This window comes from Rhodococcus sovatensis (assembly GCF_037327425.1).
Taxonomy (GTDB): domain Bacteria; phylum Actinomycetota; class Actinomycetes; order Mycobacteriales; family Mycobacteriaceae; genus Rhodococcoides; species Rhodococcoides sovatense.
The window spans coordinates 1,693,739-1,718,892 of record NZ_CP147846.1 but is presented as its reverse complement, the minus strand read 5'-3'; the positions used below and the strand labels follow the sequence as shown (position 1 = coordinate 1,718,892).

Sequence of the window (25,154 nt, the reverse complement as noted above, 5' to 3'; positions counted from 1 at the left end):
GTCAATCCGTTTCGTCGGCAGAATCTAAAATTGCGGGCAATGCCGCGACGAACGACGCCGCCTGCTCCTCCGTCAGGACGAGAGGCGGGGCTATGCGTAGGACGTCGGGCTGGGCGGCGTTGATCAGGAACCCTGCATCACGTGCAGTGGTTTCGGCTTTCGCGGCGATCTTCTTGTTCAGCACGACGCCGAGCAGTAGACCGGCTCCGCGAACGTGATCTACGAGTGGATGGTTCAGATCCTCGATCGAGGTGATGATGACCTTGCCGAGTCGGTCCGCGTGGGATACCAGGTCCTCGTCCGCGACGGTCCGCAGCACGGCAAGAGCTGCCGACGCGCACACCGGGTTCCCACCGAACGTCGTGCCGTGCTTGCCCGGATGCAGCAGATTTGCAGCCTCACCGATGCCGATGCACGCCCCGATCGGCAGTCCACCGCCGAGTCCCTTCGCGAGCGTGATGACGTCCGGCACGATGCCGACTGCCTGGTGTGCGTAGAACCAGCCGGTGCGCCCGATGCCGGTCTGCACCTCGTCGAGAATCAGCAGGGCGCCGTGACGCGCGGTGATCTCGCGGGCAGCCACTAGGTAACCGTCCGGCGGAACCACGACGCCGCCTTCACCCATGATCGGCTCGAGGAACACAGCCGCGGTGTCGGAATCGACCGCAGCTTCGAGTGCCGCAACATCGCCGTAAGGCACGTGCTGCACGCCAGCGGGCATCGGCTCGAACGGTATTCGCTTGTCCGCCTGGCCTGTCAATGCAAGCGCGCCCATGGTGCGCCCGTGGAATGCCTTCTCGGCGGCGATGATCTTCGTCCGGCCGGTGAGGCGCGAGATCTTGAACGCGGCCTCGTTCGCCTCGGTTCCGGAGTTACACAGGAATACTCGGCCGTGCACGCTCGCACCGAGGTGCGCCAGCAACTGCTCGGCCAGTGCGATACCTGGCTCGGTCGCGTACAAATTGGACGTATGACCGAGCGTCGTCAGCTGGGTCGTCACCGCGTCGATGACTGCGGGGTGGGCGTGACCCAGGATGTTCACAGCGATGCCCGCGAGAAGGTCCAGGTATTGCTTGCCGTCGGCATCGGTCACCACCGCGCCCTCACCGCGCACGAGAGCGACTCGCGGCACACCGTAGTTGTCCATCAACGATTTCGACCACCGGGACTGGAGGTCGAGTGTCGAGGTGTGCTCGCTCATGAAGAGACTCCTGATGTCTGGGGTTGGGTGGGCAGGACCACGGGCGGCTGGGTGGGGTAAACCATCGTGCCGATTCCTTCGCCGGTGAAGAGTTCGACGAGTACCGAGTGGGCAACCCGTCCGTCGATGACGTGCGCGGACGGGACACCACCCTGCACTGCTCGCAGGCACGCCTCCATCTTGGGGACCATGCCTGCGTCGAGGGACGGCAGCAGTGCTGCGAGGGTGTTGCTGTCGATTTCCGACGCCAACGACGATCTGTCCGGCCAATCGGTGTAGAGCCCTTCGACATCGGTGAGCACGACGAGCTTCTCGGCTCCGATCGCCTCCGCGAGGGCGGCCGCGGCGGTGTCGGCATTGATGTTGTGCACGACGCCGTCGGCATCGGGAGCGATGGTAGACACCACCGGAATGCGTCCTGCGCCGATCAAATCGAGAACTGCGTCCGGGTTGACCGAGGTGACGTCGCCGACCAGACCGATGTCCGTCGCCGCGCCGTCGACCATCACCGAACGCCGAGTCGCGGTGAACAAGTGCGCATCCTCGCCCGAAATACCTACTGCGTACGGGCCGTGACTGTTGATCAGGCCGACGAGTTCACGACCGACCTGACCGAAGAGGACCATCCTGACGATGTCCATGACCTCGGGCGTCGTGACCCGGAAACCACCACGGAACTCGCCGGTCATGCCGAGCCGGGCGAGCATCGCTGTGATCTGTGGGCCGCCGCCGTGGACGACGACCGGATGCAGTCCCACCGTGCGCAGAAACACCATATCGGCAGCGAAGGCGCGCTTGAGGTCTTCGTCGACCATGGCGTTGCCGCCGTACTTCACGACGACGATCTTGCCACTCAGCCGCTGGAGCCACGGCAGTGCAGCAGCGAGAGTATGTGCCTTCTCGGTCGCGGCGAGGTTCGATTCCGTCACGACGAGTACGCCGAATTCTCTTCGACGTACGCGTGCGAGAGATCGGTGGTCCTGATGCTCACGGTGAAGTCGCCGAGACCGAGATCGATGGTTACCTCGATGTCCTCGCCGGACAGATCGACTTCACGGGCACCGGGCGCCCCGACGCCGTCGACACAGACCGGACTACCGTTGAAGGAGACCGCGATTCGATCGGGATCGAGCTCGATGGGCGCGATTCCGATCGCCGCGAGCACCCGGCCCCAGTTGGGATCCGATCCGAACAGCGCTGTCTTGACCAGACTGTCCCGCGCGACGGTCCGTGCACCGATCAGCGCATCGTCCTCGGACACCGCGCCGGAGACGATGACCCGCACCCGCTTCGTAACACCCTCGGCGTCGGCCATCATCTGATCGGCCAAGTCGTCGCACACAGCCAGAACTGCGGCATTCAAGTCTTCCTGGCTGGGCGTTACACCGGACGCACCGGACGACAGCAGCAACACCGTGTCGTTCGTCGACGTTGCGCCGTCGACATCGAGACGGTCGTAGGACAGGCGCGTCGCGTTGCGCAGGGCGGTGTCGAGCTGGTCTGCGGTCGCCACTGCGTCGGTGGTGATGACGCTCAACATAGTGGCGAGGGACGGTGCGAGCATCCCGGCACCCTTGGCCATACCGCCGACGTTCCACTTGTCCACGTGGTGGAAGGCCGCCTGCTTCGGGACCGTATCGGTCGTCATGATCGCGTACGCGGCGTCGGTACCGCCGGAGATTCCACCGGCGAGTTCGTGGACAACCTCGGTAACACCCGGAAGGAGCTTGTCCATCGGCAGCCGGTCACCGATGAGGCCGGTCGAGCACACGGCTACCTCGCCGGCGCCGGTCTCGGTGCCCCAGTTGCTCAGTGCAGTCGCCACCTCTTCGGCCGTGCGGTGTGTGTCCTGAAATCCGCCAGAACCGGTGCACGCGTTGGCTCCACCGGAGTTGAGGACGACCGCACGAAGCTTTCCGGCACTCAACACTTGCTGCGACCACAGCACCGGCGCCGCCTTGACTTTGTTGCGAGTGAAGACGCCCGCAGCGGCAGTGTCCGGCCCCTCGTTGAACACGAGCGCCAAATCCGACTTGCCGCTTGCCTTGATGCCTGCTGCAATTCCTGCACCGCGGAAACCTGCAGGCGCCGTGACGCCTTGCGTCCGAACAAGTTTGCCCGCAAGCGAGTTCCCCGCGGTCTGGAAAGCGCTGGTCACGGTGCCACTCCTACTGTCGAGAGACCGTCGGTCTCGGGTATGCCAAGTGCAAGGTTCATGGATTGGACTGCCGCCCCGGCGGTACCCTTGGTCAGATTGTCGATCGCGGCGACGACGACCAGTAGTCCCGCGTCGGTGTCGACGGATACGCTCAACTGCACTGCGTTCGATCCGATCACCGCGCCCGTCTGCGGCAGCCGACCCGGGCCGAGGACATGAACGAACGGCTCTGCCGCATAGGCTGTTTCGTACACCTCGACAGCCTGCTCCCGCGTCGCGGTCGTCACCGCAGTGCAGGTGGCGAGGATGCCGCGTGGCATCGGAGCGAGAACAGGAATGAACGACACGATCACCGGTTCCGGTGACAGCGCCGAGAGGTTCTGCACCATTTCGGGGTTGTGTCGGTGTGCACCCGCAACTCCGTACGCGCGAACCGATCCCATGACCTCCGAACCCAGGAGGTCCGCCTTCGGTGCCCGGCCGGCACCCGAGGTGCCGGTGACCGCGACGACGTTCACTCGGGGTTCGACGATTCCGGCGGCAATGGCCGGCGCCAGAGCAAGGCTTGCGACCGTCGGATAGCAGCCAGGAACCGCGATACGCGTTGCGCCGACGAGCTTGTCACGGTGGCCCGGCAACTCGGGCAGTCCGTACGGCCACGTTCCTGCGTGCGGCGACCCGTAGTACTTCTCCCAGGCAGAGGCGTCGGACAGGCGGAAGTCGGCGCCGCAGTCGATGATGACCACAGACTCCGGTAGCTGCTGTGCGATCTCGGCGGACTTGCCGTGCGGAAGACCCAGGAACACCACGTCGTGGCCGTTCAACTCGTCGAGAGTCGTTTCTCCGAGCACCCGATCGGCGAGTGGCAACAGGTGCGGATGAAACTCACCGAGCGTGGCGCCCGCGTTTCCGCCTGCGGTGAGCGAGCCGATGACGAGCCGCCCGGACTGGACGCCCGGATGACCGAGCAACAGTCGCAGAATCTCGCCACCCGCGTATCCGCTCGCTCCGGCTACCGCAATCCGAAGCGGAGACGACCCGGCGTCATCATTCACAGCGTTCATACGATTGATTATGCATCATGATGCAAGCTCATTCATTGTCGGGGTGCATGAAACTCAGCGGTCCTTCATCGACCGTCTGATCTCGTCGAGCTTCTTCCGCCCGGCGGCCTCTCGCTCGTTCCATTGATCGTCGAGCGTGCGGCCGGCGGGCGTCCCATGGTCGAGTTCCTCTTGGCCGAGCGCAGTAGTGGTGCGATTCTCGACTTTTCCGCGGACGCTGTCCCACGTCGGGACACCTTGATCGGTGAAGCCCGTCGGCGACTCGTAATTGGACATGCCCGAGCTGACTCCCCCACCGATCGCCTGATCGATACTGCTGTCGCCGACGAGTTCCGCGTCGAGAATCCCCAGCGACGGGTCACCCGGTGTTCCTCGCAGAGGAGGATCACCCAGAGGTTGATCGATTCGTGGCCGTGTCGTCTGCGGAACATCGACGTCCGGGATGTCGCCCGGCGGCACCACTGCCGGATCTATTGTGGTTCCCCCCGTGTCGAGGTCGGCCAGCAACGCCGCAGCCGCAGCGTGAACCGGCGCGAGCGCCGGGCGCCCACTGACCGACGCCAGCACCTCGCGCAGTACCGCAACATCCGTTCGATCGTCCGTAGTCATACTTCCTCCCGAAATGTAGAAAGCGTCTACCCCCAGGCTACGGACTTCTGCTGGGGACTCGGGCACGTTCAGCTGCGAAGCTCGGCTCCGACCGCAGCCTGCGCAGCAGCAACGGCGGCATCTCGCGCCTCGGTGGCCTGCGCTTCGGTCAGCGTTCCTTCGCTGCCGCGGAACACCAACGCGAACGCCAGCGATTTCCTGTTCTCACCCACCTGGTCACCCTCGAAGACATCGAACAACCGGATGCTCTCGAGAAGATCACCGGCACCGGACTTCAGCGCTGCCTCGACGTCCGCGGCAGGGACCGACGCGTCGACGACGACAGCGACGTCCTGCAGCACCGCAGGGAATGGGGACACGATCGGTGCAGGAAGAACTTCGAGGATCGGCAATGCGTCGAGATCCATCTCCACTGCACACGTGCGTGGCGGCAACTCGGCTCGTTCGAGGACTGCAGGGTGCAGCTCGCCCGCGTGTCCGACGACGACGCCATCGACAAGGATCTCCGCACATCGGCCCGGATGCCAGGGCAGATACTGCGCAGCCCGGAACTCGATATCCACACCGGCAGCCGAAGCGACGGTACGCGCCGCGGCGAAAGCATCGGATGCGTCGCCGATCCGGCCGCGCCCCCAGGGACCCGAAGGATCACGATGACCGGTCAGCACGGCCCCGACATACACCGGCTGATGCGGAAGCGACCCGCGCAGATGCGCGATCTGCTCATCGCTCGGACGCGTGTGCACGGCAATCGCATCTACTGCGACGGTGTGGTCGCCAGGACGAACCACCTGCGCGATACCGAACAGCGACAGATCGCGTTGCCCACGGCTGACGTTGCGGGCCAATATTTCGAGAAGGCCGGGCAGAATCGTGGTCGCTAGGTCCGGGCGGTCGGCCTCGAGTGGATTGAGTACCGACGTCGTGCGACGTCTGACGTCGTCGGCGGGCAGACCCCAGGTGTCGAACACTCCCGTGGGCAGGAACACCGTCGGAAGTACCTCGACATAGCCGGCGAATGCCAACGACTTACCGACTGCGCGCTTGCGCTTCTGGGTGGCAGTCAGGCCTCGCCCTGCCGGTGCCGCAGGCAGAATCGACGGGATCTGTTCGAGCCCTTCCAGCCGCAACACTTCCTCGACGAGATCGGCGGGCTGCTGCAGATCCGGACGCCATGTCGGCGGCGTCACGATCAATTCTCCGTGACCCGATTCGTTGACGCCGACCTCGACCTCACAGCCGATCTGGGTGAGCCTGTGCGAGGACGTGCCGTTCGGGTACGAGACACCGGCGACGCGATCCGGCAGGTCGAGACTCATGCGGACAGCCGGGAAGGAGTGTGGTCCACCGATGTCGGTGAGCAGAGGTTCGATGCGTCCACCCGCGATCTCGACCAGCAGCTGTGCCGCACGGTCCAACGCGGCAACGGGCAACGCAGAGTCGACGGTGCGCTCGAAACGCTTGCTCGCTTCACTGGACAGCTTGTGCCTGCGGCCCGTACGGAACACAGCGAGCGGATCGAACGTCGCAGCTTCGAGGATCACATCGACCGTGTTGTCGTCGACCTCCGTGGATGCGCCACCCATGACGCCGGCCAAGGAGATCGCGCCCGAATCGTCGGCGATCACGACATCCTCGGCGTCGAGCGTGCGTTCGGCGTCATCGAGAGTCGTCAGCTTCTCCCCCGCATGAGCCCGACGAACGACGATGCTGCCGGTCAGCTTCGCTGCGTCGAATGCGTGGAGCGGCTGCCCCAGTTCGTGTAGGACGTAGTTGGTGACGTCCACAGCAGCCGAGATCGGCCTGATCCCCGCGAGGAGGAGTCGGCGTTGCAACCACCACGGGGTCACCGCGGTGGGGTCGATACCGCTGATCTTGCGCAACGCGAATCGAGTGACGTTCGCCTCCGGCGCGACAGTGGTCGGCCACGTGTCGCCCTCGTTGTTCTGCACCGGTCCCGCCGCTGGATCTGCGAACTCCAGATCGAAACTGCTCGCCAGCTCGCGAGCGAGTCCACGCACAGAGAACGCGTACCCACGATCCGGGGTGACATTGAGTTCGATGACCGAGTCATCCAGACCGAGAACCACTTTGGCATCCTCGCCTGGCTGCGCTGTGCCGGCCGGCAACACCAGGATTCCGGAGTGATCGCGACCGAGCCCGAGTTCGAGCGTCGAGCAAATCATTCCGTTCGAGGTCTTGCCGTACGTCTCGCGCGCGGCAATCGCGAACCCGCCGGGCAGTACGCTACCGGGAAGCGCTGCCACGATCAGGTCGCCTTCGGCGAAATTCCTTGCACCACAGACGATTTCCTGAGGCTCGTCGGCACCGACGTCCACCAGACAGAACCTGATCGGCTTCTTGAACTCGGTGAGCTCGGTGATCGTCGTGACGCGCCCGACCACCAGTGGGCCCGTGACATTGTCGAGTGAGTCCAGCTCTTCGACCTCGAAACCGACACGGACGAAGCCTTCGTCGAGCTCCTCGGGTGTCACCTTCCACTGCGGCGCAGTGCGCTGCAGAACCTCGGTCAGCCAGGATTGTGGAACTCGCACGTCTGCTCAGCTCTTTCTAGAGATGGTAAGGAAGGTTCGTCTGGTCGCAACGCAAGGCTGCGCGGGGATCAGGCTCCGACACCGAAGGGCAAAGTGAACCGGATATCGCCCTCGACGATGTCACGCATGTCCGGAATGTCGTTGCGGAACTGCAGCGTTCGCTCGAGGCCCATACCGAAAGCGAAGCCCGAATACACCTCGGGATCGATTCCACTGGCCTGCAGCACCTTCGGGTTGACCATGCCGCAGCCGCCCCACTCGACCCAGCCCGGTCCACCCTTCTTCTTGGGGAACCACACATCGACCTCGGCCGAGGGCTCGGTGAACGGAAAGTAGTTCGGTCGCATCCGCGTGCGGGTTTCCTCGCCGAACAGGGCACGAGCGAATGCATCGAGGGTTCCTCGCAGATTCGCCATCGTCAGCCCCTTGTCGATCGCGAGACCCTCGACCTGGTGGAAGACCGGTGTGTGCGTCGTATCGAGTTCGTCGGTGCGGAACGTGCGACCCGGGCACACAACGTAGATGGGAACCTCACGCGACAGCATGGACCGCACTTGTACCGGAGAGGTGTGGGTCCGCAGCACTTGCCGTGACCCCTCTGGAGCGATGTGGAACGTGTCCTGCATGGTGCGTGCAGGGTGGTCGGGAAGGAAGTTCAGGGCGTCGAAGTTGAAATGCTCGGTCTCGACCTCGGGACCTTCCTCGACTTCCCATCCCATGGCCACGAATACATCGGCAACCTGATCGGCGATGATCGTGATGGGGTGCCGTGCCCCGACCGGGCGGCGATCCGAAGGCAATGTCACATCGATCGTTTCAGCGACGAGAATGGCCGCGTCTCGCTCGGCCAGCAGCACTTCCCGGCGAGCATCGAACGCTTTCTGCACGCGGTCACGCGCACTCTTCACACGCTTGCCTGCGTCGGCCTTCTGATCACCAGGAATGGATCCGAGAGCCCGTTGAGCCAGTGCCAGCGGAGCTCGATTGCCGATGTGCTCGATTTTGACCTTCGTCAGGTCGTCGAGGTCGTGCGCCTCGGCGAATGCCTTCTCGGCCCCGTCGGCGGCAGCATCGAGCGCTGCGGGCTCGAGTACGCTCGGATCGACCGGCTGGGCGTTGTCGGCCTCTTTCTTCGCCACGTGAAGTGCAACTCCTTGGTCGTTCGTGTCACCGTTGGTTCGGGTGTCACCGTTGGTTCGGGTGTCGCTTGACGACACTCGCGATCCTAGGCGACGTGAAAAATCAATTTCGGCGGGACCTGCGCTGAGCGCGCGCGCTCGAGTACAGACAGATTGCAGCAGCGGTGGCGAGGTTCAGGCTCTCTGCGCGACCGTGAATCGGAATTCTGACGCGGTGATCGGCTGCCGCGGCAACGCCAGGCTGTAGGCCGTGGGCTTCGTTGCCGAACAGCCACGCGGTCGGGCCACTCAACAGTTCGTCGGCGTCGTCGAGGTCCACTTCACCGTCGGCGGCCGTTGCGAGGATCGTCGCGCCTGCTCGCCGTAGCGCGTCGATTCCTGACTCCACCGATCTTTCCCGAGCTATCGGGAGATGGAAGATGCTTCCTGCCGACGCACGAACACATTTCCCGTTGTGCGGATCCACGGCGTCGCCGAGCAGGACTACCGCGTCCGCTCCGACGGCATCTGCGACTCGGATGACCGTTCCGGCATTACCTGGTTCGGATACCTCGACGGGAACCGCGACGAGCTGTGGTGTGCCGCCGAGAGCCGTCTCGAGAGCAACGTCGATGGTCCGACAGACAGCGATGATGCCTGGCGGGGTGACGGTGTCGGACAGCCCCTTCGCTGCCCGCTCCGTGATGGCGTGAGAACGGACCCCCGAGGTACGGGCCAAGTCGAGGACTGCGCCGTTGCGTTCGGCCGAGTCCTCGCGGAAGAAGAGCTCGTGCACGACGCCTGCATCCAGCGCCTCGGACACCGAATTGGTCCCCTCGGCGAGGAACAGCCCGGTCTTCCGACGCTCGGCTGCCCGAAGCAGCTTGACAGCCGAAACGACCCGTGGGGTTCGCTCGGTGAGCGGGTCCACGGGCCGTTTCGGATCGAGATCGTCGTGCGTCAGCTTGCTCAGGCTGCTTCTCCGGCAGGAGCGTTGACGTCAGCAGGCAGCGCAGCCTTGGCGATTGCCACCAGGCCGGCGAATGCCGCAGCATCGGAGACAGCGAGCTCGGCGAGGATCTTGCGGTCGACCTCGACGCCAGCGGCCTTCAAGCCCTGGACGAAGCGGTTGTAGGTGATGTCGTTGGCCCGAGCTGCAGCGTTGATACGCGTGATCCACAGCTTGCGGAAGTCACCCTTGCGAGCCTTGCGGTCGCGGTATGCGTAGGTGAGCGAGTGGAGCTGCTGCTCTTTGGCCTTGGTGTACAGACGTGAGCGCTGTCCGCGGTAGCCCTTGGACGCTTCGAGTATCGAACGGCGCTTCTTCTGGGCGTTGACCGCCCTTTTTACGCGTGCCACTGGTAAATCCTGTCGATCTGGGGGCTAAGTACTAAACCCCGAATGGTTTGGGATGGCGCCGACGAATGTCGCCGGCTACGAAGTCCAGATCAGATGCCGAGCAGGCGCTTGATCCGCGGCACGTCGGCCTTCTTGACGACTGCGACACCGTCGAGACGACGGGTCACCTTGGTGGGCTTGTGCTCCAGCAGGTGGCGACGGCCGGCCTTCTGGCGCAGGATCTTGCCGCTGCCGGACACCTTGAATCGCTTCTTGGCGCCACTGTGGGTCTTCTGCTTGGGCATGGAGTCCTCAGTTCTGTGTTGCTCTTCGGTCTTGCTCGGCACAATCGAAAGCCGATGTACACCGACCTTCGATTGTCTTACTGATCGTTCAAGCTTCTAGCTGCTCGGCGGCGTTGTTGCCGCCGGTGCAGCATCCCCGGTAGCCGGAGCCGGCTCTGCAGCCGGAGTCGGAGCTACCGCACGCTGTGCGGGCGGTGCTGCTGCACTTTCCTGCGCCTTGACGCGAGTCTTCGCACCCTTGTGTGGAGCGAGGACCATCGTCATGTTGCGGCCATCCTGCTTCGCGGACGTTTCCACGAAGCCGAGATCGGCAACATCGGCACCCAGTCGTTGCAGCAAACGGAAGCCGAGTTCCGGGCGAGACTGCTCTCGTCCACGGAACATGATGGTGACCTTGACCTTCGACCCTGCTTCGAGGAAGCGAATGACGTTTCGCTTCTTCGTCTCGTAGTCATGTGCGTCGATCTTCGGGCGGAGCTTCTGCTCCTTGATCACGGTGAGAGTCTGGTTCTTGCGCGATTCGCGCGCCTTCTGCGCTGCCTCGTACTTAAACTTCCCGTAGTCCATGATCTTGCAGACCGGCGGACGTGCGTCGGGAGCCACTTCTACGAGATCGAGATCGGCTTCGAGAGCCAAGCGGAGTGCATCTTCAACACGCACGATGCCCACCTGTTCACCGCCCGGTCCAACTAGACGAACCTCGGGAACACGGATGCGATCGTTGATGCGAGTCTCAGTGCTGATGGGGCCTCCTAGGTAGTGCGGTGTGGGGTCGAGCCGACCGCCTGTCTCTGGCACAGCCCGCCTGCCCGAGTCCTTCGACATCGTTGCCGTGGGACACTGTCCCCTTCAACGCAAAAACCCTGCTCCAGCATTCCGCTGGCGCAGGGCCCGATGTCGACCGATCGATCCACAGCCGCAATGGCTGCAGATCTCCTCTCGCGAGGAAGCTCGACGAAGACTCATCCCATTGGACGAATTCTCTCCGAGCGACCGGACCGGTAGTAGCCGTAACACTGCGTACCGGTGGGAGTCGGGCTCCACTTGCTGCCTCCGCGCGAGCCCCGTTCACAAGGAGAGGGCACGTCGAAGACGGTCGTTGAGAGACAGTACCAGCTGAGCAGTCGTTACCGCGAATCGACGCTGGTGCACGCTCGGCATCTTGCGCCGTGACATCCTCGTAAGTATGACGAGCACTCCCGAATCAGGCGCCGAACCGGACGTCCGCGCACTCGCCGACGTGCCGGCTGTCGAAGTGATCAGCCGCGCAGCCGTGATGTTGATGAGTTCGGCGGCCGAGAAGCTCGGCCTGTCCGAGGCAGACCCCAGCACCAGCCCACACCTCGATCTCGACGAAGCGCGACGCGTCATCACGGCCCTCGCCGGACTCGTCACCGCGTCCGTCGAGTACCTCGGCCCGCACGCAGGCCCGATCCGTGATGGCCTGCAGGCGTTGCAGAAGGCGTTCCGGGAGAACTCCGCGTACCCCGACGAGCCCGGGAAGGGTCCAGGAGAGAAGTACACCGGTCCGGTCTACTGACGCCGCACATCTACAGACGCGCGTGGAATTGCCAAGCGCGCGGCTGATTGCTAGCAACTGAGCGCGCACCTGACCATTCGGTGCGCATCTGTGCCATCGACGACTACCCCGTGGGAACGCCCGCCCAGTCCGTGAGGATCGGGCGGGCGTTTCGGTGTTCTGACACCGTCACACGTCGTTCTGGCAAGCGTCAGACGGCGGCGGCTTTGCGAGGACGACGTTTCTTCACCGGCGCCTTCTTCGGCTCGGCGACAACATCCCGCGCGAGCGCTTCCTGCAGGAATTTTCCGGTGTAGCTCTCCGGCACTGCGGCAACCGCCTCGGGATTTCCCTGCGCGACAACCATTCCACCGCCGGAGCCACCTTCCGGTCCCATGTCGATGATCCAGTCGGAGACCTTGATGACATCGAGGTTGTGCTCGATGACGATGACAGTGTTGCCCTTGTTCACGAGTCCGTTGACCACGCCGAGCAACTTGCGGATGTCCTCGAAGTGCAGGCCCGTGGTGGGCTCGTCCAGGATGTACACGGTCCGTCCGGTCGAACGCTTCTGCAGCTCGGACGCCAGCTTCACGCGTTGAGCCTCACCGCCGGACAGCGTCGTCGCCGGCTGTCCCAGCCGGACGTACCCGAGGCCGACCTCGACCAAAGTCTTGAGGTAGCGGTGAATCGACGTGATGGGCTCGAAGAAGTCCGCCGCCTCTTCGATCGGCATGTCCAGAACCTGTGCGATGGTCTTGCCCTTGTAGTGGACTTCCAGCGTCTCGCGGTTGTATCGTGCGCCCTCGCATACCTCACATGGAACGTAGACGTCAGGCAGAAAGTTCATCTCGATCTTGAGCGTTCCATCGCCCGAGCACGCCTCGCATCGACCGCCCTTGACGTTGAAGGAGAACCGACCCGGCTGGTAACCGCGGACCTTTGCCTCGGTCGTCGCAGCGAACAACGTCCGGATCTTGTCGAACACACCGGTGTAGGTCGCAGCGTTCGACCGTGGTGTACGACCGATCGGCGACTGGTCGACGCGCACCAACTTGTCCAGCTGATCGAGCCCGTTGATCCGCGTGTGTCGACCCGGTACCTGACGAGCTCCGTTGAGCTTGTTGGCCATGACGGTAGCGAGAATGTCGTTGACCAACGTCGACTTGCCGGAGCCGGACACGCCCGTCACAGAGGTGAGAACCCCGAGCGGGAAACTGACGTCGATCCCCCGCAAGTTGTGCTCACGCGCGCCGACGACGGTGACCTGACGCTTCTTGTCGACGACCCGACGAAAGTCCGGAAGCGGAATTGCCAACCGCCCGGACAAGTACGCACCGGTCAACGATTCCTCGTTGGTCAGCAAATCCTCGTAGGAACCGCTGTGTACGACGCGTCCACCGTGCTCGCCGGCCATCGGACCGATGTCCACGACCCAATCCGACGTGCGGATGGTGTCCTCGTCGTGTTCGACGACGATCAGAGTGTTGCCCAGGTCGCGCAGACGCGTCAGCGTGTCGATGAGGCGACGGTTGTCGCGCTGATGGAGACCGATCGACGGTTCGTCGAGAACGTACAGAACACCCACGAGACCCGACCCGATCTGAGTCGCCAGGCGAATTCGCTGTGCCTCGCCACCGGACAGCGAGCCTGCCGCACGCGAGAGCGACAGATATTCGAGGCCGACGTCGAGGAGGAACCCGAGCCGGGCCTGTACCTCCCTGAGCACCTGACCTGCGATGGCCTCCTCTTTCTGGCCCAGCGTCAAACTGTTCAGGAAGTCCGCGGTATCGGAAATGGAGAGTCGACACACGTCGGCGATGGACTTCGCTCCGAAGCCACCCGCCTCGATGGTGACGGACAGAATTTCCGGGCGCAGTCGGTCGCCGCCGCACGTCGGGCACGGAACGTCCCGCATGTAGCCGTCGTACCGTTCCTTCATCTGTTCCGACTCGGTCTGTTCGAGCCTGCGATGCAGGAAGGGCATGACCCCCTCGAACTCCGCGTAGTACGAGCGGGTCCGGCCGTACCGATTCTTGTACTTGACGTGGACCTGATGCTCGCTGCCTTCGAGTACCGCCCGCTTGACCTTCGCAGGCAGCTTGCTCCACGGCGCGTCGAGGTCGAATCCCATGGCGTCGGCAAGGCCGGACAAGAGACGACCGAAGTACTCGGAGGTCTGACCCATCGACCACGGTGCAATGGCTCCATCGGCGAGGGACAGATCCGGGTCGGGCACGACCAGGTCTGGATCGACCTCCTTGCGCACACCGAGACCGAGGCATTCCGAACACGCGCCGTACGGCGAGTTGAACGAGAACGAACGAGGCTCGAGATCATCGATCGACAACGCGTGTGCGTTGGGACATGCGAGCTTTTCCGAGAAGCGGCGCTCGCGGTCCGGCGCGCTCTCCTCACGATCGACGAAATCGAGTACGACGATGCCGTCGGCGAGACGCAAGGCAGTTTCGACAGAGTCGGTGAGGCGTTGCTTGGAGCTGGACTTGACGGTGAGTCGGTCGACCACGACCTCGATGTCGTGCTTCTCCTGCTTCTTCAGCTTGGGAGGATCGCTCAGCTGATGGACGACGCCGTCCACTCGAATCCGTGAATAGCCCTGTGTGTTGAGCGATTCGAACAGGTCGACGAACTCACCCTTACGGGTGCGCACGACCGGAGCGAGCACCTGGAACTTGATGCCCTCCTCCATGGCCAGGACCTGGTCGACAATCTGCTGGGGAGTTTGCTTGGCGATCCGCTCACCACAGACGGGACAGTGAGCCGTTCCTGCTCGGGCGAACAGCAGGCGCAGGTAGTCGTAGACCTCAGTGATGGTGCCGACCGTGGAGCGCGGATTGCGGTTGGTCGACTTCTGGTCGATCGAGACCGCCGGCGACAGTCCCTCGATGAAGTCGACGTCGGGCTTGTCCATCTGCCCGAGAAACTGACGTGCGTATGCGGACAAGGATTCGACGTATCGTCGCTGTCCCTCCGCGAAAATCGTGTCGAAGGCCAATGACGACTTACCCGAACCAGACAGTCCGGTGAAGACCACGAGGCTGTTGCGAGGAAGGTCGAGGTCGACTCCCCGCAGGTTGTGTTCACGCGCACCTCGCACGATCAGGCGATCCGCCACAGTGTTCCCTTCTTCTCGGACTAGTCGGACATCGGTGAGTACCACCGACCGGTCCGATCGAACCGAAGCTTGTCTCGATGCACATATGCGCAACGTTTCGATGCATACAAAGTACTGATGCACACACGGTGTTGATGCCGGCGCGAGAGTGAACCTCACGCAGTAGCAATGCTAGGCCGACCCACCGACAGGTTTCCCCGCGCGAGTTCACGACCTTTGGGCTACTCGCCAGGGCCGAACAGGCGCACGACCCGCACCGACGGTAGCCTCCTCGAAATGGACGAGCACCTCATGGTCATCGACGACCAGTACACCGGCGAGGTATCCCAGGGATCGGCGCCGCAGCGACGAACCATCTCCGGTGGGACCATCACAAAGATGTCGGTCGGCCCGATGGACAACAACGCCTACCTGATCGTTTGTTCCGCCACCGGACAATCCCTCCTGATCGACGCGGCCAACGAGGCGGAACGCCTGTCGCAGCTGATCGACGAGAACGCCCCGACACTGACTCTCATCGTGACGACTCACCAGCATGCCGACCACTGGCAGGCGCTCGCGGACATCGCGGGCGGCACGGCATCACCGACGGCCGCACACAGCCTCGACGCCGAGCCCCTGCCCGTCACGCCCGACCGATTGCTCGACGACGAGGAGACGGTGTCGGTGGGTGAACTCACACTGACGACAATTCATCTCCGAGGTCACACACCCGGGTCGATTGCGCTGGCGCTCACCGATAGCGAGTCAGGCGTCACCCATCTCTTCACCGGCGACTCACTGTTTCCCGGCGGCGTCGGAAAGACGTCGGGGCCCGGAGAATTCACCCAACTTCTCGACGACGTATCCGCGAAGCTCTTCGGTGCATACGGGGACGACACAATCGTGTACCCAGGGCACGGCAGGGACACCACGCTCGGCGCCGAACGCCCCCACCTCGACGAATGGCGCGCACGCGGTTGGTGACACCCGGGCAGGCTTGAAACGCGGAACGGCCGGGTATGGCTACCGTGGAACGGCGCGCGGGGTCCGTCATCGGTGATGGGCCCCGCGCCGCCGAACAACGACGTTCACCCAATCAACCAGGAGGCTGTCAATGCTGGTCCGCCGTATCGCTCGTCCGCTGATGTCGACCATCTTCATCGCCGGGGGTATCGACGCGCTCCGAAATCCCACGGGGAAAGCCAAGGTTGCGACACCCTTGATCGAACAGGGACAGGAGACGCTGCCCGACAGCGTGACGGCGAACGTACCGAGCGACCCGGAGACTCTGGTCCGCATCAACGGCGCGATTCAGGTCGGCGGAGGAATTCTCCTCGCGACCGGCAAGGCTCCCCGTATCGCGTCACTCGCGCTGGCCGGAAGCCTCGTGCCGACCACCGTCGCCGGCCACGCATTTTGGAACGAGACCGATCCGGAGGCGAAGGCTGCGCAACGCACCCAGTTCCTCAAGAACGTCAGTTTGCTCGGCGGTCTGTTGATCGCGGCAGTCGACACCGAAGGAAAGCCGTCGATTGCATGGCGCAGCCGTCGCGCAGCTCGCAAGGCGCAGGAGTCCGTCGTTGCGGCACTTCCGGGCTCGCACGACACCGCCGATCATCTCGGTGTTGCTTCGGAGCGAATCAAGGGACTGGCGTCGGTCGCCGCGTCTCGCAGCGCCGAGCTCGCCGAAGCGGCTCAGCCGGTCGTGTCCCACTGGGCCGACGTGGCCGCTGAGAAGAGTTCGGAGCTCGCAGAGGCCGCACAACCGGTCGTGTCCCACTGGGCCGAGGTAGCTGCGGACAAGAGCTCGGACCTCGCCGACGCCGCACAGCCGGTTCTCTCTCGTTGGGCACACAAGGCAGCCGATCGCGGATCCGACATAGCCGAGGTAGCGCAGAAGCGAGGCTCCACTTTCGCTGACAAGGCCGCCGAGCGCACCGAAGAGCTCGCCGAGATCGCATCCAAGCGCGGCTCCACGCTGGCCAAGCAGGCACATAAGCGTGGATCGAAGCTTGCCGACGAGGCAGCCGACCGAAGCGTCGAGCTGGCCGAACTCGCCCAGAAGCGCGGATCCAAGTGGGCCGACACCGCAGCGGGCCGCGGCGCCGAGCTGGTCGAGCTCGCACAGGATCGGAGCGGTAAATGGACCGACGTCGCCGCCGGTCGGGCAGCGGAGTTCGCCGATCTTGCCCAGGAGCGCGGCAGCAAGTGGGCCGGGATCGCCGCCGACCGGACCGAGGGGCTCAGCAAGCGAGCACGCAAGCGGGCCGAGAAGCAGAGTCGTGAATTCGACAAGGCGACCGAGAAGGCACGCGCCAAGCTGGAGAAGAAGGTCGAGAAAGCACGCAAGGATCTCGACAAGCGAGTGCAGAAGTACTCCGCCTAGCAACGCACCATTTCGACGCGGCTGACGGAAGAGCCCCGCCCTGAACTGCGGTTCTGCGGCGGGGCTCTTCTTCGTCGTAGACTGCTCTGGCTTGTTTACGAGCCAGTATTTTGCCGAACTCCCGAGGAGATCCTTTGCCGGACGACGGCCCCTCTTTCCACACCGACACGGCGGACGACCGAGTGGCCGTGACCGACCACGATGTGTCCGACCAGGACCGCGAACAGTCCTACGTCACGATGCTCTACGACCAACTCGACGCACTGCGGAAGTACGCGCAGAACCGCCTCAGCACAGTTCTGCTCGAGACCGGCGGCACACCGCAGGCACGAAGCGAACGCGAATCCTTCACCCACCTCTACACCGACGACATCGCCAAGTACGACGCCGCCGAGAACGGCCTGTGCTTCGGGCGAATCGATCTTGGACCCGGCGACGACGCTCCGGTGCGCTACGTAGGCCGTGTCGGCATCCTCGACGAAGCCAACGACTACGAGACGTTGCTACTCGATTGGCGCGCCCCGATGGCACGACCGTTCTACCTCGCGACACCGGCTGCACCCGAGAACGTTCTGCGCCGACGTCACATCAGAAGCAGGAGTCGACGCGTCACTTCGCTCGCCGACGAGTATCTCGACCTCGCTGCAGCGCGGGAGGCCGGACTGGAGTCCGACGCCACGGGTGTCGCTGGGGAGAGCGCACTGCTATCTGCTCTCGACGCCGCTCGCACCGGCCAGATGAACGACATCGTCGAGACTATTCAGAGCGAGCAAGACGCCATCATCCGCTCGGAACATCGAAGCGTTCTCGTCGTACAGGGAGGGCCAGGAACCGGCAAGACGGCGGTAGCGCTGCACCGCGCCGCATACCTCCTCTACACCTACCGACAGCAACTCGCGAAAAGCGGAGTCCTGATCATCGGACCGAACGCGACATTCCTGGACTACATCGGGCAGGTACTCCCCTCGCTCGGAGAAACGGGCGTTCTACTCTCGACGATCGGCAACCTCTACCCGGGCGTCCGAGCAACCCTCGACGAATCCCCGACCGCGGCACAGGTCAAGGGTTCGACAGCGATGGTGCAGATTCTGACGAAGGCGGTGCGTGACCGCCAGGAGGTGCCCTCCGCGCCCCAGACCTTGCGGTTCGACACCTACGACATCGTGCTCGATCGCAAGATCGTCACTCGGGCACGCGGGCGGGCACGGTCGTCGCGACGTCCGCACAACCTCGCACGTCCACTGTTCGTCGCCTCCGCCATCGACGGCCTCGCGCAGCAGCTCGCTGCACGACTGGGTGAGAACGTCGTCGACGGCGGCAGCCTGCTGAGCCGAGACGACATCGCAGATATGCGCGACGAGATGAAAGAGGACGCGGACGTGATGTCCGCCATCGACGCTCTGTGGCCGGATCTGACTCCTCAGCAAGTACTTCGGGATCTACTCTCGTCCCCTGAACGGATCCTCTCGGCCGCTCCCGACCTCACCGCGGCCGAACGCGAGTCGTTGCTCCGCACAGAGCGCGGATTCTCCTCCGCTGACGCACCATTGCTGGACGAACTCGCCGAACTACTCGGCATCGATGATGCCGCCGAACGCGAACAGGCAAACCGACAGTGGCGCAATCAGATCGCCGATGCTCAAGGCGCACTGGACATCCTGACGGGTTCGGCACCGCAGGACTTGGAAGACGAACTCGATCCGGAAATCTTGATGGCCTACGACTTGATCGACGCAAGTCAGCTCGCGAGCAGACAGGATGCAGGCGCCCGACTGACCACTGCGGAACGTGCTGCGAGCGACCGAACCTGGACGTACGGGCACGTCATAGTCGACGAAGCCCAGGAGCTTTCCGACATGGCGTGGCGGATGGTGATGCGCCGCATTCCGAACCGATGGATGACACTCGTCGGCGACGTCGCACAGACCGGCGACCCAGCAGGTACGACGTCGTGGGCCGAAGTTCTGGAACCGTATGTCGCACAACGATGGAAGCGAACCGAACTGACGGTGAACTACCGAACACCGTCCGAGATCATGACCATCGCCCGCGACGTACTCGCCGCTATCGACCCCGTCCAGTCGGTCCCTCGATCCGTCCGCGATTCCGGCAATGAGCCGTGGGCGCAGTACGTCACCGATGACACTCTGGTACCCACCGTGAGCGATCGACTCGCCGAACATCCCAGGCCCGGAATCAGTGTCGTCCTGGTTCCCCACGCCATGCTGGAGCAGTTCGTGCACCTGCGTTCGAACGTGGTCACCGTATCGACAGTGAAAGATGCCAAGGGGCTCGAATTCGATTCGGTTCTCATTGTGGAACCGAGCGACATCGTCACGGAATCTCCGCGCGGAATGGGAGATCTCTACGTCGCTCTGACCCGTGCGACGCAGCGTCTCGGGGTGGTACATGCTCGCGAGCTTCCGGCCGAGCTATCCGGCCTGGCGGCGTTCGACGTCCTCGTCCAGTAGATCGACGAGTGGCCCGGTAGCTCGCCTCGCGGGAGCTACCGGGCCACTCGACTACGCAGTCTGCTACCGGACGGTGTGCACGATGAGCACGTCGCACGTGGATTTGCGCGCGGCGTCGGACGGCACCGAACCTAGAAGTCGACCGGTGAGCGAGTTGAGTCCACGGTTTCCGACCACCAGCAGATCAGCCTTCACGTCGTCCACCAGCTGCAACAACGACTCGACCGGCGCGCCGACGATCGCACGCTCGTCGATGGTCTTCGCTCCAGCCTTGGTGGCGTGCTCGCGGGCGGTACGAAGGATGTCGTGAGTGGGGGCGGAGCCGGTTATCTGGTAAGCGTCTTCACGGAGCGCGTCGGCGGCCTTGCTGGTGTCCTTCGGATCTGCCGGATAGTAGGCACATGCGATGACGAGCGTCGCGTCGGCGTCACCGGCGAGAGCAGCGGCCTTCTCTACAGCCCGCAAAGACGATTCGGACCCATCGGTTCCGACGACGACGGTGCGGTAGGCACTCATTCATTCCTCCAGTTATAGGTGTTCTGTCACACATTCGGTGACGAATTCGATCTGCATGCTTGTGGTCCGTCATAGGCCCGATGTGCCGGTCCCAGTGACCGTTTCGATGACCTTATCTGCAACGGCCGTTCATAATGCGTAGTTCGCTCACAACGTGAAATCCGCGCCTCACATACATTGGTTCACATGCACATCCCCCGGCCGCTCAGGTCGTCGAAGACCGTCCTGCTTGCGGTCCTTCTGGTTGCGGTTCTCGCAGTCGTGTCGATCTACCTCGTCTCCCGCTCCTCCAGCGAGAACGACGACGTCTCCACGCTCGACACCACGATTACCGTACCGGAGACACCCGGCGATTCCGAGACTGTAGACCTCGATGCTCGGCTGTTCGTGCCGAAGACAACTCCAGCCCCGGCCGTGCTGCTCGCACACGGATTCGGGGGCGACAAATTTTCGGTCGACGACCAAGCCCGGTCGCTGGCGGCCGACGGGTATGTCGTTCTCACCTACAGCGCGCGGGGCTTCGGCGAGAGCACCGGCTCGATCTCGCTGAACGATCCGAATGGCGAAGTCGCCGATGGACGCGCACTGATCGATTGGTTGGCCGATCGGTCCGAAGTACTGCTGGACGGACCTGGGGATCCGCGCGTCGGAGTTGCGGGAGGATCATACGGTGGTGCGCTCGCGCTGAGCGTCGCGGGCACCGACCCCAGGATCGACGCGGTCGCAGCTGCGATCACGTGGAACGATCTGGGCCACGCGCTGTTCCCGAATTACGGCGTCACCCCCGACGAAAACCGCGCGGAACTTGCCGGCATCGACTCACCTGCCGGTTCCGTCTACGGCGGACCGGGTGTACTCAAGCGAGGCTGGGCCGGTGTCTTCTTCGGCGCGGGCAGTGCGCCGGCCGAGAGCAGCGACGAGACCCCGACCCAGGCTGGATGCGGTCGCTTCGCACCCGAGTTCTGTTCGGCATACGCGCAATCGGCTGTCACCGGTGAGCCGTCCCCGGAATTGCTGCAGTTGCTCTCCGAGCACTCCCCCGTCGCCGTCGCCGCGAACATCACCGCGCCGACCCTCCTGGTTCAAGGCATGCAGGACACCCTCTTCGGTCTCGACCAAGCCGATGCCACGGCCAGGCAGATCTCGGAGTCCGGCGGCGACGTCGAAGTCCGGTGGTTCAGTGGCGGACACGACGCCGGCGGAACCAACGGCAGCGCCGACAACGCAATGCGCGACTTCCTCGACGCCCATCTTCGGACCGACGCCGAGCCGACATCGACACCACCGCCGTTCACGTATGCCATGCAAGGCTCGGCCGCCGAGCAGCAACAGACACGTGCCCGACGGATGACCGCACCCGAATACCCGGGATTGGCAACCGATGCCGAACCGACGCGGACTGTGCCTGTCGAACTCGGCTCCGGGGCCGACGCGGACGGACAAGTGGGTCCCGACCAACAGACGATCATTCGGCCGCCGGGAGCATCGCCATCGGCAATCTCGTCGGTTCCAGGATTGGGGTCGGTCCTGTCGACCCTGTCTGCAACCTCTGCGGGGGCACAGCTGTCCGCCGACATCCCGGGCCAGTCCGCGACGTTCACAAGTGAGGCGCTGAACGACCCCCTGACCATCACCGGCTCCTCACGCGTCGACCTGCGGATCGGGGCGTTCGCGCAGCCGCAGGAGGCGGTACTGTTCGTCAAGCTCTACGACGTCGCGCCCAACGGTGGGCGCACACTGCCAGGTAGCGCCGTTGCGGCTGTGCGACTTCCGGATTCGGTCCGTGAAGGACCGATCCCGGTGACGGTGACCCTGCCCGGAATCAGCTACGTCGTACCCGAGGGACACCGCATCGAGATCTCGGTGGCCACGACTGATCAGGCTTACGCGGTCCCCCTCGAGCCCGCCCAATTCGTCGTTTCTCTCGATGATTCCACGCTGTCGGTTCCGTCGGTCGACGGCGTATCCAGGAACGCGAGCTCGGTTCCAACCGCTCCGATAGTCGGAATCGGGGTCATCGCACTGGCGCTGATCACACTGATCGGGATCAACGTGATCAGGGCGCGGCGTCGTGTCGTCGCCGAGGTCGATGAGGACCTCGTCGACACACCGCTCGTCATCACCGACCTCGCCAAGACGTACTCCAACGGTTTCAAGGCGGTCGACGGTGTCAGCTTCGAGGTACGGCAAGGTCAGGTGCTCGGGCTGCTCGGCCCCAACGGGGCGGGCAAGACCACAACACTTCGCATGCTCATGGGACTGATCTCACCGACCAGCGGCGACATCCGAGTGTTCGGGCACAAGGTGTCACCGGGAGCTCCGGTCCTGTCGAGGCTGGGCTCGTTCGTCGAAGGATCCGGGTTCCTGCCGCACCTCAGCGGGAAGGAAAACTTGAACCTGTATTGGCAGGCCACCGGTCGCCCACCCGAGGACGCGCATCTCGAAGAAGCTCTGGAGATTGCCGATCTGGGCACTGCCATCGAACGTAAGGTCAAGTCGTACAGCCAGGGCATGCGTCAGCGCCTCGCCATCGCCCAGGCGATGCTCGGCCTTCCGGATCTCATGGTCCTGGACGAACCGACCAACGGTCTCGATCCCCCTCAGATCAGAACCATGCGGGACGTCCTGATCAACTACGCGAAGACAGGGCGCACGGTGCTCGTGTCGAGTCATCTGCTGGCCGAGGTCGAGCAGACGTGCACGCACGTGGTGGTGATGAACCGCGGGTCGGTCATCAGCGCGGGAACAGTCCGCGACCTGACGGCAGCTGGTGGGCAGACCGAGATCCGAGTAGACGACACGGCGGTGGCGGCGACGGTCCTCGAAGGACTCGGGTGCACACCGACGGTCGTCGACGACTCCATCCTGCGCACCGATCTCGGCAGCATCGACCCTGCCGATGTCACCCGCGCGCTATTCGACGCTGGACTGCGAGTGCGCGGGTTATCACAGTCGACCCGCCTCGAGGACGTCTTTCTCGACCTGGTCCACAACGACGCGCTCCCAGCAGGTCCGATTCCCACAAAGGACGACCGATGAGTACAACGCACAACGCCAAGCCCGACTCCGGGCCACCCGACGGACGGGCCGCGGGGTACTCCGCCGGCAGAACACTGCCGTTCACCACCGAGCTCCGGCGTCAGTTCGGTCGCCGAAGGACCCAGCTCGCGATCGGATTCCTCGCGCTGCTCCCGGTGATCCTGGCGATCGCGTTCGCCATCGGCAGCTCGTCCGAGGACTCCGACGCGGGAGGCCTGATCGAACTCGGCACCCGCGGCGGAGTGAACTTCACCGTGTTCGCGCTGTTCATGTCCGTCGGATTCCTGCTGATCGTCGTCGTCGCGTTGTTCTTCGGGGACTCGGTGGCCAGCGAGGCGTCATGGTCATCGCTCAGGTACTTGCTGGCAATTCCTGTTCCTCGAATACGGCTGCTCGTGCAGAAAGCTCTGGTGTCGGCGACACTGTCGATCGCCGCGATCCTCACGCTCGTCGTAGTTTCGCTCGTGCTCGGCACCGCGCTCTACGGAGCCGAACCTTTGGTGACACCGTTCGGTGACGGGCTGTCCTTCACCGACGCGTTGGGCAGGCTCGTCATCGCGGTGGCCTACATCGGTGTGAACCTGCTGTGGGTTGCAGGTTTGGCCATGCTGCTCTCGGTGCTGACCGACGCACCCCTCGGCGCCGTCGGAGGAGCAGTGATGACGTCGATTCTGATGCAGATACTCGACCAAATCACCGCGCTGGGCTCGCTGCGCAACTATCTACCCGGCCACTATGCGAACTCGTGGATCGACGCGCTGGCACCAACCATCGAATGGAACGACATCGTCGTCGGTTCGTTCTCGGCCGTCGCGTACGCCGCGCTTTTCGGCGTGGTGGCCTGGCAGAGGTTTTCGACGAAGGACATCACCAGCTGAGCGGCGCTGCGCTCAGCGCTCGACGGCTGGCCCGAACACACCGTCCGGGAACACATCCTGCGCGATGACGGTGTCGCGCCACGGTGAAGCGAGCTCGACGAGCCTGGCCGCGCCGTCTTCGCCGAGAGCGGTCCACGGAGCGAGCGCAAGATCGTCGGTGATGTCCTCGACCAGTTTCCGCAGGTCGACTCCGTGTTCGGTGAGTGCACCGTCGGCGTCGAGGATCTCTCGGTCCGTTAGGTTCGAGGCGGCGGCGTTCCATTGCTCGGTCGACCATCCACGACGCTTGCGCGCGAACTCTTTCTCGAAGCCCTTGCCGGTTGCGGTATGGGTGATCAACGCTTCGATACCGTTCAGTTCTGCCGTCTGCAACGCCGCGATGTGCCCGTCACCCCGGTGTTCACGCAGTAGTGTCAGCGCGTGCCAGAAGACGAGGTGTGGCGTGGTAGGCCATTCGAGGTCGGCGTACGCGGCATAGAGGGGGCGACCGTCGTTGCCAGGAATCCCGCGAGCTGCAATCGACGCGAGCTCGGCGGCCTCGGACATCTCCGGAGAACGCAGAACCTCGGCGCCCAGCAGTCGGGTGTACGCCTCGTCGAGCGTCCGATAGCGGATGTCGAGGATCTTCGCCGGTGACACAACGGACCACGCGGCGGGCACCAGAGGCTCGATCAGCTCGCGGTTGAAGTTGTAGAAGGTCGCCGTCACGACCCCCGCACCGACTGCACCCATCGGAGCTGCTCGGCCGGCGAAATAGCACGCACGACCCTGCAGCCCTACCTCACCGAGTGCTTCCTGCGTCTCAGGGATGAAATAGGTCAACGAGTGCAGTAGTTCGAGTGCGCGAGCACTCCGGCCGGCAGTGGAAGCATCCATGGA

20 protein-coding genes are annotated in these 25,154 nt (G+C 63.9%); 6 read left to right on the top strand and 14 right to left on the bottom strand.

The window, feature by feature from the left end:
* Window position 1: 1 nt before the first annotated feature.
* The 11 genes from WDS16_RS08040 to infC form a co-directional block, all read right to left on the bottom strand.
* On the bottom strand, window positions 2-1,201 hold the full coding sequence (locus tag WDS16_RS08040; protein WP_338891859.1) for an acetylornithine transaminase: 1,200 nt from the start codon (window positions 1,199-1,201) through the stop codon (window positions 2-4).
* On the bottom strand, window positions 1,198-2,130 hold the full coding sequence (gene argB / locus WDS16_RS08035) for an acetylglutamate kinase (RefSeq protein ID WP_338891857.1): 933 nt from the start codon (window positions 2,128-2,130) through the stop codon (window positions 1,198-1,200). The genes WDS16_RS08040 and argB overlap by 4 nt, the downstream gene beginning before the upstream one ends.
* Window positions 2,127-3,359 carry a bifunctional glutamate N-acetyltransferase/amino-acid acetyltransferase ArgJ gene (gene argJ / locus WDS16_RS08030; RefSeq protein ID WP_338891856.1) on the bottom strand — a complete coding sequence of 411 codons (1,233 nt, stop codon included), beginning with the start codon at window positions 3,357-3,359 and terminating at the stop codon, window positions 2,127-2,129. The genes argB and argJ overlap by 4 nt, the downstream gene beginning before the upstream one ends.
* Entirely contained in the window at window positions 3,356-4,423 is a 1,068-nt protein-coding gene (gene argC / locus WDS16_RS08025) for an N-acetyl-gamma-glutamyl-phosphate reductase (protein ID WP_338891854.1), read from the bottom strand. The genes argJ and argC overlap by 4 nt, the downstream gene beginning before the upstream one ends.
* A gap of 54 nt (window positions 4,424-4,477) precedes the next feature.
* Window positions 4,478-5,032 carry a hypothetical protein gene (locus WDS16_RS08020; RefSeq protein WP_338891853.1) on the bottom strand — a complete coding sequence of 185 codons (555 nt, stop codon included), beginning with the start codon at window positions 5,030-5,032 and terminating at the stop codon, window positions 4,478-4,480.
* Between the two features lie 68 nt (window positions 5,033-5,100).
* Window positions 5,101-7,587, bottom strand: a complete 2,487-nt coding sequence (pheT, locus tag WDS16_RS08015; protein WP_338891851.1) for a phenylalanine--tRNA ligase subunit beta — start codon at window positions 7,585-7,587, stop codon at window positions 5,101-5,103.
* Between the two features lie 68 nt (window positions 7,588-7,655).
* Window positions 7,656-8,726, bottom strand: coding sequence for a phenylalanine--tRNA ligase subunit alpha (pheS, locus tag WDS16_RS08010; protein ID WP_338893295.1), 1,071 nt, complete (start codon window positions 8,724-8,726; stop codon window positions 7,656-7,658).
* A 103-nt stretch (window positions 8,727-8,829) separates the two neighbouring features.
* Window positions 8,830-9,636: an RNA methyltransferase gene (locus WDS16_RS08005; RefSeq protein ID WP_338891849.1), complete on the bottom strand. Its 807-nt coding sequence runs from the start codon at window positions 9,634-9,636 to the stop codon at window positions 8,830-8,832.
* 38 nt (window positions 9,637-9,674) lie between these two features.
* Window positions 9,675-10,064, bottom strand: coding sequence for a 50S ribosomal protein L20 (gene rplT / locus WDS16_RS08000; protein WP_068376203.1), 390 nt, complete (start codon window positions 10,062-10,064; stop codon window positions 9,675-9,677).
* A gap of 89 nt (window positions 10,065-10,153) precedes the next feature.
* A complete protein-coding gene (rpmI, locus tag WDS16_RS07995) occupies window positions 10,154-10,348 on the bottom strand; it encodes a 50S ribosomal protein L35 (protein WP_008715923.1) in 195 nt (64 codons plus the stop codon).
* 96 nt (window positions 10,349-10,444) lie between these two features.
* On the bottom strand, window positions 10,445-11,173 hold the full coding sequence (gene infC, locus WDS16_RS07990; protein WP_338891829.1) for a translation initiation factor IF-3: 729 nt from the start codon (window positions 11,171-11,173) through the stop codon (window positions 10,445-10,447).
* A gap of 361 nt (window positions 11,174-11,534) precedes the next feature.
* Here infC and WDS16_RS07985 point away from each other — a divergent pair, with 361 nt between their 5' ends.
* Complete coding sequence (locus WDS16_RS07985; RefSeq protein WP_338891828.1) at window positions 11,535-11,888, top strand: DUF1844 domain-containing protein; 354 nt, start codon at window positions 11,535-11,537, stop codon at window positions 11,886-11,888.
* A gap of 190 nt (window positions 11,889-12,078) precedes the next feature.
* Here the strand turns inward: WDS16_RS07985 and uvrA are convergent, their stop codons facing one another.
* The gene (gene uvrA / locus WDS16_RS07980) at window positions 12,079-15,003 is read right to left on the bottom strand and encodes an excinuclease ABC subunit UvrA (RefSeq protein ID WP_338891826.1); all 2,925 of its coding nucleotides are present in this window, start codon (window positions 15,001-15,003) and stop codon (window positions 12,079-12,081) included.
* A gap of 276 nt (window positions 15,004-15,279) precedes the next feature.
* On the opposite strand from uvrA, the gene WDS16_RS07975 reads away from it, so the two are divergent.
* From WDS16_RS07975 to WDS16_RS07965, 3 genes are all read left to right on the top strand, one after another.
* Window positions 15,280-15,969: an MBL fold metallo-hydrolase gene (locus WDS16_RS07975; RefSeq protein ID WP_338891824.1), complete on the top strand. Its 690-nt coding sequence runs from the start codon at window positions 15,280-15,282 to the stop codon at window positions 15,967-15,969.
* Between the two features lie 130 nt (window positions 15,970-16,099).
* The gene (locus tag WDS16_RS07970) at window positions 16,100-17,371 is read left to right on the top strand and encodes a DoxX family protein (protein WP_338891821.1); all 1,272 of its coding nucleotides are present in this window, start codon (window positions 16,100-16,102) and stop codon (window positions 17,369-17,371) included.
* Between the two features lie 239 nt (window positions 17,372-17,610).
* A complete protein-coding gene (locus tag WDS16_RS07965; RefSeq protein WP_338893294.1) occupies window positions 17,611-19,842 on the top strand; it encodes a HelD family protein in 2,232 nt (743 codons plus the stop codon).
* A 63-nt stretch (window positions 19,843-19,905) separates the two neighbouring features.
* On the opposite strand, the gene WDS16_RS07960 is transcribed toward WDS16_RS07965, so the two are convergent.
* Window positions 19,906-20,358, bottom strand: coding sequence for a universal stress protein (locus WDS16_RS07960; RefSeq protein WP_068376218.1), 453 nt, complete (start codon window positions 20,356-20,358; stop codon window positions 19,906-19,908).
* 186 nt (window positions 20,359-20,544) lie between these two features.
* On the opposite strand from WDS16_RS07960, the gene WDS16_RS07955 reads away from it, so the two are divergent.
* Together WDS16_RS07955 and WDS16_RS07950 are read left to right on the top strand one after the other, a co-directional pair.
* A complete protein-coding gene (locus WDS16_RS07955) occupies window positions 20,545-23,397 on the top strand; it encodes an alpha/beta fold hydrolase (protein WP_338891819.1) in 2,853 nt (950 codons plus the stop codon).
* On the top strand, window positions 23,394-24,275 hold the full coding sequence (locus tag WDS16_RS07950; protein WP_338891817.1) for an ABC transporter permease: 882 nt from the start codon (window positions 23,394-23,396) through the stop codon (window positions 24,273-24,275). Before WDS16_RS07955 ends, WDS16_RS07950 begins: the two co-directional genes overlap by 4 nt.
* A gap of 12 nt (window positions 24,276-24,287) precedes the next feature.
* Here the strand turns inward: WDS16_RS07950 and WDS16_RS07945 are convergent, their stop codons facing one another.
* Window positions 24,288-25,151 carry an SCO6745 family protein gene (locus WDS16_RS07945; RefSeq protein WP_338891815.1) on the bottom strand — a complete coding sequence of 288 codons (864 nt, stop codon included), beginning with the start codon at window positions 25,149-25,151 and terminating at the stop codon, window positions 24,288-24,290.
* Window positions 25,152-25,154 lie beyond the last annotated feature (3 nt).